Annotated in this window: 13 protein-coding genes; 4 read left to right on the forward strand and 9 right to left on the reverse strand. The window is 37.0% G+C overall.

Annotated elements, in window-relative coordinates:
- The first annotated feature begins 2 nt into the window (after window positions 1-2).
- Window positions 3-1,022: a UDP-glucose 4-epimerase GalE gene (gene galE, locus DDY94_RS14295; protein WP_111685167.1), complete on the forward strand. Its 1,020-nt coding sequence runs from the start codon at window positions 3-5 to the stop codon at window positions 1,020-1,022.
- A gap of 40 nt (window positions 1,023-1,062) precedes the next feature.
- On the opposite strand, the gene lspA is transcribed toward galE, so the two are convergent.
- Genes lspA through DDY94_RS14310 form a run of 3 tightly spaced genes read right to left on the reverse strand, consistent with a single transcriptional unit; the run spans window position 1,063 to window position 3,436 of the window.
- Entirely contained in the window at window positions 1,063-1,563 is a 501-nt protein-coding gene (gene lspA / locus DDY94_RS14300; protein WP_111685169.1) for a signal peptidase II, read from the reverse strand.
- Window positions 1,564-1,574: 11 nt separating this feature from the next.
- Window positions 1,575-2,468 (reverse strand): ACP S-malonyltransferase, encoded by an 894-nt coding sequence (gene fabD, locus DDY94_RS14305; protein ID WP_111685171.1) that lies wholly within the window; start codon window positions 2,466-2,468, stop codon window positions 1,575-1,577.
- 35 nt (window positions 2,469-2,503) lie between these two features.
- A complete protein-coding gene (locus DDY94_RS14310; protein ID WP_111685173.1) occupies window positions 2,504-3,436 on the reverse strand; it encodes a dihydrofolate reductase in 933 nt (310 codons plus the stop codon).
- Between the two features lie 286 nt (window positions 3,437-3,722).
- Between DDY94_RS14310 and DDY94_RS14315 the strand changes: the two genes are divergently transcribed.
- A complete protein-coding gene (locus tag DDY94_RS14315) occupies window positions 3,723-4,019 on the forward strand; it encodes an isoamylase early set domain-containing protein (RefSeq protein WP_111685175.1) in 297 nt (98 codons plus the stop codon).
- A 49-nt stretch (window positions 4,020-4,068) separates the two neighbouring features.
- Here the strand turns inward: DDY94_RS14315 and DDY94_RS14320 are convergent, their stop codons facing one another.
- The 6 genes from DDY94_RS14320 to DDY94_RS14345 all read right to left on the reverse strand — a co-directional run bounded on the left by DDY94_RS14320 (window position 4,069) and on the right by DDY94_RS14345 (window position 10,182).
- Window positions 4,069-4,908, reverse strand: coding sequence for an energy transducer TonB (locus DDY94_RS14320; protein ID WP_111685177.1), 840 nt, complete (start codon window positions 4,906-4,908; stop codon window positions 4,069-4,071).
- Window positions 4,909-4,917: 9 nt separating this feature from the next.
- Window positions 4,918-5,742, reverse strand: coding sequence for a thymidylate synthase (locus tag DDY94_RS14325; protein WP_111685179.1), 825 nt, complete (start codon window positions 5,740-5,742; stop codon window positions 4,918-4,920).
- A gap of 124 nt (window positions 5,743-5,866) precedes the next feature.
- Window positions 5,867-7,666, reverse strand: coding sequence for a NupC/NupG family nucleoside CNT transporter (locus DDY94_RS14330; protein WP_394347029.1), 1,800 nt, complete (start codon window positions 7,664-7,666; stop codon window positions 5,867-5,869).
- A gap of 15 nt (window positions 7,667-7,681) precedes the next feature.
- On the reverse strand, window positions 7,682-8,296 hold the full coding sequence (locus DDY94_RS14335; RefSeq protein ID WP_111685181.1) for a bifunctional nuclease family protein: 615 nt from the start codon (window positions 8,294-8,296) through the stop codon (window positions 7,682-7,684).
- Window positions 8,297-8,446: 150 nt separating this feature from the next.
- Window positions 8,447-9,409 (reverse strand): electron transfer flavoprotein subunit alpha/FixB family protein, encoded by a 963-nt coding sequence (locus DDY94_RS14340; protein WP_111685183.1) that lies wholly within the window; start codon window positions 9,407-9,409, stop codon window positions 8,447-8,449.
- Between the two features lie 26 nt (window positions 9,410-9,435).
- Window positions 9,436-10,182, reverse strand: a complete 747-nt coding sequence (locus DDY94_RS14345) for an electron transfer flavoprotein subunit beta/FixA family protein (RefSeq protein WP_111685185.1) — start codon at window positions 10,180-10,182, stop codon at window positions 9,436-9,438.
- 324 nt (window positions 10,183-10,506) lie between these two features.
- Between DDY94_RS14345 and DDY94_RS14350 the strand changes: the two genes are divergently transcribed.
- Together DDY94_RS14350 and DDY94_RS14355 are read left to right on the forward strand one after the other, a co-directional pair.
- Window positions 10,507-11,484, forward strand: a complete 978-nt coding sequence (locus DDY94_RS14350; RefSeq protein ID WP_111685187.1) for a pyruvate dehydrogenase complex E1 component subunit beta — start codon at window positions 10,507-10,509, stop codon at window positions 11,482-11,484.
- An 81-nt stretch (window positions 11,485-11,565) separates the two neighbouring features.
- Entirely contained in the window at window positions 11,566-14,076 is a 2,511-nt protein-coding gene (locus DDY94_RS14355; protein ID WP_111685189.1) for a DUF5686 and carboxypeptidase-like regulatory domain-containing protein, read from the forward strand.
- The last annotated feature ends 20 nt before the right edge of the window (window positions 14,077-14,096 follow it).

Here is a 14,096-nt window from a genome sequence, read left to right on the forward strand (position 1 = left end):
GGATGAAAATACTGGTTACAGGTGGTCTGGGTTTTATTGGTTCTCACACAGTTGTTGAATTACAAAACGAAGGATTTGAAGTCGTAATTATTGATGATCTTAGTAATTCTACGGTCGAAGTTTTAGATGGTATTACAGCTATTACAGGCGAGAAACCACTTTTTGAACAGCTCGATTTGAAAGACAGAACGAAAGTTGAAGACTTCTTTAACAGGCATAAGGATGTTGCTGGCGTGATTCATTTTGCGGCTAGTAAAGCGGTTGGTGAAAGTGTTCAAAAACCATTGATGTACTATGAGAATAACCTCAGTACCTTGGTTTACGTTTTGAAAGAAATTCTAAAGCTCGAGCATCAGAATTTTATTTTTAGTTCTTCGTGTACAGTTTATGGACAAGCCGATGATTTGCCAATTACCGAATCTGCGCCTGTAAAACCAGCGGAGTCACCTTATGGAAATACCAAGCAGATAGGCGAGGAGATTATTAGAGATAGTTGTAAAGTGAATGCTGATTTAAAGACCATCGCTTTACGTTATTTTAATCCAATTGGCTCGCATCCGTCGGCTGAAATTGGAGAATTACCAAAAGGTGTTCCTCAAAATTTAGTGCCATTTATAACGCAAACAGCCATAGGTATGCGTGAACAGTTATCCGTTTTTGGGGGAGATTATCCAACCGAAGATGGTACCTGTATTCGAGATTATATTCATGTTGTAGACTTAGCCAAAGCTCATGTGGTTGCACTGCAGCGTTTACTTCAGAATAAAAATGAAACCAATTTTGAGATTTTCAACTTAGGAACGGGTAAAGGAAGTTCGGTTTTAGAGGCTATTAAATCCTTCGAAAGAGTATCGGGTAAATCTTTAAATTATAAGATCGTTGGTAGACGCGAAGGTGATATTGTTGCAGCGTATGCTGATACCAATAAGGCCAACGATGTATTAGGGTGGCGAACTGAATTGTCTCTAGACGACGCGATGGCATCCGCTTGGAAATGGGAGCAGAAAATTAGAAATACCTAAGTGAATTCGAAAAATATCCAATTAGTAGCCTAGTGAAAGCCTAGGCCTCAACCTCCTTTTTCTTCTTTCCAAAAGCACCACTAAACAACAGCATGATCATCCCTGTAGTTACTGAAAGATCTGCAACGTTGAATATGCCTGTTTTTATTGAATCTGTAATTTGTATAAAGAAAAAGTCAGTAACCTCACCAAAAACTATACGATCAAATACATTGGCTATTCCACCACCGACAATACAACAAAAAGCAATAAGGCTAAGTCGATCTAAATCTTTGGTTTTTACGATATAGTAGATCACGTAAAGTAACACTATGGTCGGTAAAATTAGTAGAAATATGAGTCTTAGTGTAGGGTTCATATCACTTCCCATACCTAGAAAGGCACCTTTGTTTTCAACCCATATCAACTGAAAATATTTCCCAATGACGTTGATTTCGCCCTCTCTGCCTTCAACCATTGTAGTTCTTACAATAACTTTTGAAATTTGATCAATAGCAATATTGAAAACAATAAGAAGTGTTATAAATAGATTTCTATTCAAAATGGAAGATTTTAGGCATTAGTTTCGAAAGTTGCTGATGCTGTTTCAGCTTCTCGATTTATTTTCTTCACCAATCCTTGTAATACTTTACCAGGTCCAACTTCTGTGAAATGCGTTGCACCATCGGCGATCATTTGTTGTACCGATTGCGTCCAACGGACAGGTGCTGTCAGTTGTGAGATTAAATTAGCCTTTATAGCGTTCTCATCGGTAACTGCCGAAGCCGTCACATTTTGATAGATCGGACAGTTAGGTTGACTAAAGGCTGTATTTTCTATAGCAGCAGCAAGTTCTTCACGCGCAGGCTCCATCATCGGAGAATGAAAAGCACCACCAACCGGAAGCACTAAAGCACGTCTGGCACCTTCTTCTTTAAGGGTTTCACAGGCGGCGTTAACAGCGTCAATTTCACCAGAAATAACTAACTGACCTGGGCAATTGTAATTAGCAGCAACTACGATACCTTCAGTCATGGCGCAGACTTTTTCTACAATGTCATCGTCTAATCCAAGAACCGCTGCCATGGTACTTGGTTGTAATTCACATGCTTTTTGCATGGCTTGAGCACGCTGAGAAACTAACTTTAGTCCATCTTCAAAGGTTAATCCACCAGCAGCAACTAGAGCTGAAAATTCTCCAAGAGAATGACCAGCAACCATATCTGGCTTAAAGTTATCACCAAGGGTTTTTGCCAAGATCACAGAGTGTAAAAATATGGCTGGCTGCGTTACTTTAGTTTGCTTGAGATCCTCAGCAGAACCTTCAAACATAATATCTGTGATAGAGAAGCCTAAAATACTGTTAGCTTTTTCAAAAAGTTCTTGCGCTAAAGGGGAGTTTTCATAGAGGTCTAAACCCATGCCTGAAAACTGAGCACCCTGACCTGGAAAAATATATGCATTCATATGGACTAAATTTAGTGCTGCAAAAATAGGAATATTTATCTTCTTTCATAAGTTATGAAAGAAAACGCATACTTATGATCGGCATCCGCATCGTGAGTGGTTCTATTTACTTCTTTCCAAACGTCTAGATCAATTTCTGGAAAAAAGGTATCAGCACCTTCAAATGTACCGTGTACCCTGGTGATTTCTAACTTATCTGCAAATGGTAGCGATTGCTTATAAATTTCACCACCACCAATTATGAAAGGTTGAGTGTCTTTCCTAGCTGCATCTAAAGCGTCATCAAGATTATTAACTATAATGACACCATCGGGAGCTTTGTAATCCTTCTGCCGTGTAATAACAATATGGGTTCTATTAGGAAGAGGCTTTGGGAAACTTTCAAAAGTCTTGCGCCCCATAATGATATGATGACCAGAGGTCAATTTTTTAAAGCGTTTTAGATCGTTACTAAGATGCCAGATAAGGTCATTATCCTTACCAATTGCATTGTCTTCGCCTGCCGCAACAATTATGGTTAGTTCACGGGTCTTTTTTTTTTCGGTAGATTCTTTAGCAGGATGCGTTTCGTTGTAGGCCTGAGATTGTGCAATTTTGCGTTCTTCTTTTAAAAAACCTTCTTTAAGCTTATCGATCCGCTGCTGTTGTTGGTTCACAAGTTTATCGAGTTGCTGTTTTTCCCAATCTTTACCCATAAACTTATTCGTAATAAATACATTTACAAAATGATAAAGGAAAATGAATAGCCACGCGAAAATGGCATAAACAAACCAATTGATTCCAGCTATGGTGAAATCTTTACCGATACCGAGAACGGTATTTGCTAGAATTAAGAATACAGCACCAATTAAGAAGATGACAAAATGAATGTATAAACGCTTCTTCTGTCTTATGCGTTTTTGTGCATTTTCTATGAGTTCTAATTGGTCTTTATCTATAGTAGAAACTTGTTTTTTCTTCCCGAACATAATTCAATTTTAGAATCATAAAGATACTTCTTTTTAACTAAAACGTTGTAGTAAAATATTAGCATTGAAAGTTAGGGTTTTTCGAAAACGATATCGTTGATTATCAGGCAAAAAGCATCGATTTTTTTGTTGTTAATCTCATAAATTATACCCTAAAAAATTGTAGAGTTTATCAAAAAGTAAAGGCTATTTTATCAAAATGATAATTCTTTCATCTTATGCAATTTAATCTTTAAATAGTGGTTTTTTCTTTTATACTTTTGACCCAAGAATTAAATCAATTATTATGGCAATTAAGAAGCAGTATTTAAAAAGTAAGCCAGTTTGTAAAGTAACATTTTCTGTTCCTGCAAAAGAGGCAAAAAATGTAGCAGTTGTTGGAAGCTTTAACGAGTGGAATACTGAAGCTACAGAATTAAAGAAATTAAAAAACGGTACCTTCAAAGGAACTGTTGATTTACCAAGTGAAAGCTCATACGAATTCAGATATGTTGTTGATGGAGCCTATATCAATGACGAGCAAGCAGATTCTTATGCTTGGAATGATTTCGCTGGTGCTGAGAATGGGGTTATAAACTTATAATCACCAAGTTTAAAAAAATAAAAAGCGTCTCAATTTTGAGACGCTTTTTTTATTCTGTCACCCTGAAAACTATGGGTATGGCAAATCGAACAATAACCGGTTCACCCTTTTGATATCCTGGTTCTTTTAATCTCGGGATCTTCTCAATAACCCGAATAGCTTCTTCTTCTAAAGTAAAATGCGGACCGCGTGCAATGATATTCTCGACACGTCCTTTTTTGTTAACGTTGAACATCACATTGATACGATGCAACCCTGGACTGAGTCCAACCTTATTTGCAAGATCACTATCAAAGTGCTCAGCGATAACCTCTCTAACTTTATCACTCATGCATTTTTTAAGTTCTTCATTAGACAAGTCTTTGTTACACCCTTTATAAATTGGAACTTTTTCAATAAACGCGAAAGGAATTTCTTTCGGTGTATATCCGAATAGTGGAATAATAGAGTCTTTGGCTCTGTCAATATAGAATCCGAATGAATTCCTTGCATTCAAAGACACACCATTATCATAAGTATCTAAGGCAGGTTGAGCTGATGGTATACTATCTAAAATAGGTCTTAAGAATTTGGTATTTTTCGTAATCGGACTCGAAATCGAAGAATATCCTCTAACAACTCTACCGCGTTCATCGAATAATAAATTTGAATGAATCACAATAGTATCCCTTTTCACTTTATCTATAATTGAGTCTTTAAAAACGGCACGATTTATCTGTTTTGCCATTAGATCGTGCAATTTAATTTCGCAACAATGTTCCTTATCTAATTGTGTTTCGCAGCCTTCATATATGATGAATGGCCGGTTATACAAATCAGGATTTTCATTTTGAGCAAACCCAAGATTCGAAAAAATGAAAATAATAATTAGGTATTTCAATAATTTCATAAGTAGAATTTAAACAGCAACAACACCTTTAATGTGCGGATGTGGATTATAATCGACAAGTGTGAAGTCTTCAAATTTGAAGTCAAAGATATCGTTCACCTCCGGATTGATCATCATTTTTGGTAAGGGTCTTATATCTCTAGATAACTGAAGTTCGAGTTGCTCTAAGTGATTGTTATAAATATGAGCATCTCCAAACGTATGAATAAATTCACCTGGATGATAACCACAAACTTGTGCCATCATCATAGTAAATAGGGCATAGGACGCAATATTAAAAGGCACGCCCAAAAAGATATCTGCACTACGTTGATAAAGCTGACAAGAAAGTTTTCCATCGGCTACATAAAATTGAAAAAATGCATGGCATGGAGGTAGAGCGGCTTTGCCATTTGCCACATTTTCTGAAAATGATTTTGAAGTGTCTGGTAAAACTGACGGATTCCATGCAGAAACAAGCATTCTTCTGCTGTTAGGATTACTTTTAAGAGTTTTAATTACTTCTTTGATCTGATCAATTTCTTCACTCGCCCAATTACGCCATTGGTGACCGTAAACCGGACCTAAATCGCCATTTTCGTCTGCCCATTCGTTCCAAATACGAACGCCATTTTCAGTGAGGTAATTAATATTAGTATCGCCTTTTAGAAACCAGAGGAGTTCGTAAATTATAGATTTAAGATGCAATTTTTTAGTGGTTACCATAGGGAAACCTTCACTAAGATCAAAGCGCATCTGATAGCCAAACACACTTTTAGTTCCTGTGCCTGTTCTATCGCCTTTTTCGTTTCCGTGTTCTAAAACGTACTTTACTAAATCGTGATATTGTTTCATAAGCTCTCAACGTCTTCTCAAAAAGGAAGAATTTCAAATATTAAATCTAGAAAACGAATTTAAAGAAAAAGCCTAGTAATTTTTTAGCGCTTAGGCTATCAAATATCAAAAGTTATTAACTATTCTAACCGATAATCATACCTGCAATAGTTGCAGAAATAAGTGAGGCAATTGTACCGCCAATTAGGGCTTTCATACCAAATATTGAAAGTTGCTTTCGTTGTCCCGGAGCAAGCGATCCAATTCCACCAATTTGAATACCAATAGAGGCAAAGTTGGCGAAGCCACAAAGCATATAAGTAGCCATAATCACTGACTTTTCATAATGAAGATGCGTGGCATTAGATACATTTTTTAGATCGGCTAACTGAATATAGCCTACAAATTCACTTGCGGCTAATTTGATACCTAATAATTGTCCCATCATCATCATGTCTTCCTTGGCAACACCAATAAGCCACATTAGCGGTGCAAATACAGTACCCAAAATTGCTTCAAGAGAGAAATTCGGATAAGGTGTATTGGCGGCCATCCAACCATTTAATGTAGTAACGTCACCGACCCAACCAAGAATTCCGTTGATCATCGCAATAAATGCAACAAAGACTAATAACATAGCACCTACATTAACTGCTAGTTTTAAGCCTTCTGTTGTACCGTTGGCTATGGCGTCTAATAAATTCGCGCCAATTTTTTCTTGCGAAACTTTTATATCTGTGTTGATCTCCTCAGTCTGAGGATACAATATTTTAGAAATTACAATGGCGCCTGGCGCAGCCATTACTGATGCGGCCAATAAATGTTTTGCATATACCAATCGCAATACCGGGTCATCTCCACCTAAAAATCCTATGTATGCTGCAAGTACAGCACCAGCAACCGTTGCCATACCACCAATCATTACTAAAAGGATTTCTGATTTATTCATTTTTTCGAGATAGGCTTTGATCAATAGCGGTGCTTCCGTTTGCCCCAGAAAAATATTTCCGGCAACACTTAGGCTTTCAGCACCTGATATTCTTAAGAGTTTCGTTAGTAACCAACCGAAGGCTTGAACCACTTTTTGAATTATTCCGAGGTAGAATAAAACGGAGGTCAGTGCCGAAAAGAATAATATGGTTGGTAGTACCTGAAATGCGAATATGAATCCATAGGAATTCACATCCATTACACCACTGAATAGAAATTCACTACCAGCTCTAGTAAAATCGAGAATATTGATGAATACTTGGCCAACTGCTTCAAAAGTCTTTTTAATAAAATCTACTTTCAATACACCAATTGCAATGAGCAATTGGAATGTTAAACCAATTCCAACAGTTCTCCAGTTGATGGCTTTGCGATTACTACTAAAAAGGAAAGCGATGAGCAATAGCGTCACCATCCCTAATGCACCTCTCCAAATACTATTGAAGGTATAGCCCGTACTCTTAATGATTGTATCTGTGGATGCTTCTTTTTGAATATAACCCGGATGCTGGTCTGAAATATATGTGAGTACTGTATTCCCGTTTTTTAATTCGAGAATTGTGCTTCCCTGATTTAGAATTTCATAATATTTATCAACTGTTGTGGGTACTTTCTGTTTGAAGACCAGAAGGTTGTTATTTTGAAGCCAAATCCCACTATTAAAAGCATTATTCAAAATAGCGGAATATTCACCGTTTTTGTTTAGTGCTAAAAACTCTTTACCCTTTATAAACTCTGGATTTCCTGAAATGCTATCAGGATAATTTTCATATACTGTATGCTTGAATAATTGCCAATTATTGATCTTTAGATCCTCAATTTCATGAATTTGCGTCGGTAAATTAGTTACCGTATTAACGGTAATACTATCAATAGGTGTTCTTTCAAGCTCTTGTGCTGTTATTGTTGATAATCCAATAAAAAGTGCAATAAGGGCTTGGAAAAATTTATTCATGAAAGGAGTAATTAATTAACGCTTCGAAATTTCGTCTCTGATTTTTGCCGCTTTTTCGTAATCTTCTTCATTAACGGCCTCTTCAAGTAGACTGTGAAGTTCCTCTAGGGATTTATCTTTATAGCTTTGTTGCTCTACGGTAGCGGCCTCGATTTCTTCTGCAATGAGGTCATCTACTAAAATACTGTCTTGTTCTTCGTCTTCTTTCTTCGGATTAACTTTTAAGTAGATCCCGGCTTTGTCCAGAATATTTTTGTACGTAAAAATTGGAGCTTGGAATCTTAAAGCAAGAGCAATAGCATCACTCGTTCTGGCATCGATAATTTCTTCGATTTTATCGCGTTCACAGATCAAACTTGAGTAAAAAACACCATCAACCAATTTATGGATGATCACTTGTTTTACAACGATATCAAATCGATCGGCAAAGTTTTTGAAAAGATCATGAGTTAATGGACGCGGCGGGCGAATTTCTTTCTCTAGTGCAATGGCGATAGATTGAGCTTCAAAGGCACCAATTACAATAGGTAGTTTACGATCTCCATCAACTTCATTGAGAATCAAAGCATAGGCGCCATTCTGTGTTTGGCTGTACGAAATGCCCTTGATATTTAAACGAACTAAGCTCATAATTTATAAAACACAAAGAACTGTTTAAATTTGGACTTTACCAACTGCTATTCGCAGAATTGGATAATTTTCTTAATACTTTCGATAAAACGCTTTATGATTAAGAATATCTAAATTTAAACAGCCCTTTCTTATTACAAGGTAATAAAATTATGCGTTTTGTGCTTTAAAAGCTTTCAATTTTTCGATGAGTGCTGGTACAACTTCGAAGGCATCTCCTACAACACCATAATCTGCTGCTTTGAAGAATGGTGCTTCAGGATCTGTATTCACTACAACCTTTACTTTTGAAGAGTTAATACCTGCTAAATGTTGGATTGCTCCAGAAATTCCGATGGCTATATATAAGTTTGAAGCAACTGGCTTTCCTGTTTGCCCAACGTGTTCACTATGCGATCTCCATCCAAGATCAGATACAGGTTTAGAGCATGCTGTGGCAGCACCTAAAACTTCTGCTAATTCTTCAATCATTCCCCAGTTTTCAGGACCTTTTAATCCACGTCCACCAGATACTACGATCTCGGCATCAGCAATACTCACTTTATCTGTGGCTTTGTCTACAGATTCTACCTGAACACCAGAGTCTGGTATAGAAGGTGAAAAAGCCTCTACATTAGCAGAACCTCCTGCTTCAACAACACCAAATGAATTGTTTGATAATCCTACGATTTTTACGTCTGTATGAATTTCAGAATTTGCAAAAGCTTTATTAGTAAAAGCTGTACGTTTTACTGTAAATGGAGCAGTATTCGATGGTACTTCTACCACGTTAGATAAATAACCTGCTTCAAGATTAACAGCTAGCAATGGCGCTAAATATCTACTATCTGCACTCGAACTTAATACGACAACATTAGCACCTTCATTTTTTGCTGCTTGTTCTATTGCTGCGGCATATTTTTTAGCATTGAATGTACCTAAGGCATCATCTGAAATAGAAAGTACCTTTGAAGCACCGTAGTTACCTAAGCTCTCTGAGTTATCAGCATTAATAGCTACTGCAGTTACTGATGTTCCCATCTGATCTGCAACGGCCTTGGCGTAAGAAACCACCTCGTGCGCTGCTTTTTTAAATTTTCCGTTTTCTGATTCTGTATATACTAGAACTGACATTTTTTTGTGTTTTTAGATTTGGTTAATTAAATCACTTTAGCTTCGTTATGAAGTAAGTTTACTAATTCATCTATATTATCGGCATCTACCAATTTTACTGCACCTTTTGGCGCTGGTTTCTCAAAACTAACGGCTTTAGTTTCTGCTGATACACCAGTTGGCTCCACTACAGTTAATGGTTTTTTACGAGCCATCATAATTCCTCTCATATTCGGAATTCTAAGGTCACTTTCTTCAACGAGTCCTTTTTGTCCGCCAATAACTAATGGTAATGAAGTGTTTACAGTTTCTTTACCACCATCGATTTCTCTCACGGCTTTGGCACTTGTACCGTCAATTTCAAGTCCAATACAATTTGTAACAAAGTTGGCATCGATCATTCCAGCCAACATACCTGGTACCATACCACCATTATAGTCGATAGATTCTCTTCCTGCAATGATGAGGTCATATCCTCCATCATTAACCACTTGTGCAAGTTGCTTGGCCACAGCAAAACCGTCTGTTGCTTCGGTATTTACGCGAATAGCAGCGTCTGCACCAATGGCTAATGCTTTTCTCAAGGTTGGCTCTGTCTCTGGTCCACCTACATTAACAACAGTCACAGCTGCTCCTTGCTTTTCCTTAAACCACATTGCTCTGGTTAATCCAAACTCGTCGTTTGGGTTAATTACAAATTGTACACCATTAGTATCAAATTTGGTGTCGCCATCGGTAAAATTAATCTTCGAAGTAGTATCAGGAACGTGGCTAATACACACTAAAATCTTCATACTCTGTTCTTATTTTAAATGTTTATGTTTTACTATAACGTTTTCGTAAAATGGCCGATTTTCGCCATTTTTTTTATGCATTTAAGCCCAGTAAATAGTCCTAAATTATTGCGGTTACGAAGGTAAATATTTTATTTCGAATATTTACTATGCACGCATAATAAATTTTAAAGAAATTTGATTTAGTTAGTTTTCCATTTATTCATATTTTTGCTATTCGTTGAAAAACCAGTACCAAATAAACGTCTTCATTTGTTAGTTTGACATAAGGAGAAATGAATCCGTAAAATCGGTCTTAAGGTTGGAAGAAATTAAAATTACAGCATGAAAACTATTCAATTTAGAGAAGCTATTGCAGAAGCTATGAGCGAAGAAATGCGCAGAGATGAAAGCATTTATCTTATGGGTGAAGAAGTAGCTGAATATAATGGTGCCTATAAAGCATCGAAGGGAATGTTAGATGAATTCGGACCAAAGCGTGTGATCGATACGCCAATCGCAGAGCTTGGTTTTGCAGGGATTGCTATAGGTTCAACCATGACCGGTAATCGTCCTATTGTTGAATATATGACCTTCAATTTCTCTTTAGTAGGAATAGATCAAATTATAAATAACGCTGCAAAGATCAGACAAATGTCTGGTGGACAATTCAAATGTCCTATTGTATTTAGAGGTCCTACAGCGTCAGCTGGGCAGTTAGCCGCAACACACTCTCAAGCTTTTGAAAGCTGGTTTGCCAACACACCTGGTTTAAAAGTAATTGTTCCTTCAAATCCATACGATGCTAAGGGCTTACTAAAATCTGCTATTCGAGATGACGATCCGGTGATCTTTATGGAAAGCGAACAAATGTATGGCGATAAGGGAGAAGTTCCTGAAGGTGAGTATACTATCCCAATTGGTGTAGCTGATATTAAGCGCGAAGGAACCGATGTTACAATCGTATCTTTTGGTAAAATCATTAAAGAGGCCTATAAAGCCGCTGACGAATTAGAAAAAGAAGGTATTTCATGTGAAATTATTGACCTTCGTACGGTTAGACCTATGGACAGAAATGCGGTGATAGAATCAGTTAAGAAAACCAACCGCTTAGTAGTATTGGAAGAAGCATGGCCATTTGGAAATGTTGCTACTGAAATCACCTATTTGGTACAGTCTGAAGCATTCGATTATTTAGATGCACCAGTAGTGAAATTAAATACTGCCGACACACCTGCACCATACTCACCAGTATTACTCGAAGAATGGCTTCCAAATAGCAATGATGTCATCAAAGCAGTAAAAAAGGTTATGTACAAATAAATTGCAGTTTTCTGCGTTATATTAACTTCATCAAGTAAAGTGTTAAAGTTTTGCACGATAGTTGATGAAGTTTTTTTTACTATGAAAAAGAAATTACTTACGCTTTTTTTATGTATTGGAACCTTAACACTTCTAGCTCAAACTAAAGTTAGTGGGTACGTCTTCGATGAGAATAATGACCCAATTCCGTTTGTAAATATCTTATTCAAAGGCTCTACTGAAGGTACCATTACAAATGAAGACGGACGCTTTTATTTAGAGTCTGATGAGACCTGGGAAACGCTAATTGTGTCGTCCATTGGTTTTGAAATGCTCGAAATTCCATTAACGAAAAAGGTTAACTATGACCTTAAATTTATTTTGAAGGAAGAAGCAGCATCCTTAGACGAAGTGGTCATCGTAACAGGAAAGCAATCGAAGAAGGCTTCAGAAAATCCGGCTATTAGAATTCTCAAAAAAATATGGGAACGCAAGCGCAATAACGGTGTTCAGCAATTTAAACAGTACGAATACGATCAGTACGAAAAGGTAGAATTCGATCTTAATACCATCGATAGTGCTTTAATAAAGAGTAAACTTTTTAAAGGTATGGAGTTCGTATTTGAAGAGGTAGATACCTCTTCAGTAACTGGTAAAACCTATCTTCCAATTTTCTTGAATGAGTCTGTTAAGAAAGTATACGGCGACAATGTGCGTAACAAAAAACGTGAGGATCTGGTTGGAAATAAAAATTCAGGATTTAGTAATAATCAGGTGATCATTGATTTTGTTGATGATCTTTATTCAGATTATAATGTTTATGATAACTACCTGAAATTTTTCGATAAAAGTTTTGTTAGTCCGCTAAGCCGAACTGGGATTCAAACGTATAACTATGTCCTTTCAGATAGTGCCTACATTGATAACAAATGGTGTTATAACATTATTTACTATCCAAGACGAAAAAACGAATTGACCTTTAAGGGCGATTTTTGGGTGAACGATTCAACCTATGCTATTAAGGAAATTAATATGCAGGCCTCCAAAAGTGCCAATATCAACTGGGTCAAAGAAATTTATATTGAACAGGAATTCGAAGTGCTTAACGACTCTGTTTTTTTAATAAAACGCGACTATTTTTTATCGGATTTTGCACTTAATAAAAAGGAAAAATCTAGAGGTGTCTACGGTAAGCGAACCACCTTGTACGATAATTACAAATTCGATGAGCCTAAGGATAGAAAGTTTTATGACAAAGTCGTCTATAATTACGATGCCGACGTCTACAATCGAGAAGAAGCGTTTTGGGATGAAAACAGACTTGAAGCCTTAAACAAGGACGAAAAGGGCGTTTATAAAATGTTAGACACCCTAAAAACAGTGAAGAAATTTAAAACGCTGTATAATATTGGTAGTATTCTGGCATCTGGATATATTGAATTTCCGAGTATAAATTTTGATTATGGTCCAATATTTTCCACCGTTGGATTCAATGATGTGGAAGGACTGCGACTGCGGACAGGTGGTAGGACTTATTTTGGACAAAATGATTTATGGCGACTTGAAGGTTTTATTGCCTACGGATTTCGAGATGATAAATTCAAATATGGTATTTCAGGTAAATGGTTAGTGGATAAGCGGAGCCGACTAACACTCTTTGGTGGTCAGCGGCGAGATATAGAGCAAATAGGTGCTAGTCTAACCAGTTCTACCGATGTTTTAGGTCGAAGTTTGGCATCGAATGCCGTATTTACTGCCGGTGCTAACGACCGACTCACAAACATCAGTCTAACCAATTTTGGGTTTTCTTTAGAACCACTTCGAAATTTTGAGGTTCGTCTAGACGGAAGTTTTAGGCAACTGAGATCTGCATCACCAACCTTTAGTTTAGATTATAACGATCCAAGTTCTCCAACGGGGATTTCTTCCGAAGTAAATCAGTTTGAAAGCCGTTTAGCTTTATCTTATTTTCCGAAGCGACAAATGACAGGTTTCGGCGTAGAACGGAAAGAGAAGAATGATAATTTTGCGCGCTTATTTGCACAGGTGAGTCGTGGTGATCGCGATTGGTTTGATAGTGATTTTGATTATACAAAGGTTCAATTTTCTTACATCCAACCATGGCAAGTGGGTGGTTTCGGGAGGCTGGTAACGTCGGTGGAAGCAGGTAAAACTTTTGGTGATGTACCATTAGCTTTATTAAGCGTGGTGCCAGGAAACCAGACGTTTTTCTCCATTTATAATACATTTTCGCAATTAGACTTCTACGAATTTGTCACCGATACTTATACCTCTCTTCATCTCGAACATAATTTTAACGGGCGACTATTCTCTCGTATACCATTTTTGAAGAAATATAACCTAAGAGCAATAGCCAGTATTAGAGGTGTTTGGGGTGAATTATCAGATCAGAATATTGCATTGAGCACCACAGGAAATCCAGTTGAATTTCCATTAGTAGCGCCAGATTCTAAAGTGTATTACGAGTATAGTTTTGGGGTTGCGAATATCTTCAAAGTATTACGAATAGATTTCAACTTTAGAGGAAACTACTTAGATGTACCAGATGCCAGACGTTTTGGTATTACCGGAAGTTTCGGTTTTTATTTTTGATGTCTGTCAAGAAAATAATC

The sequence above is a fragment of the Winogradskyella tangerina genome, assembly GCF_003260205.1.
Taxonomy (GTDB): Bacteria; Bacteroidota; Bacteroidia; order Flavobacteriales; family Flavobacteriaceae; genus Winogradskyella; species Winogradskyella tangerina.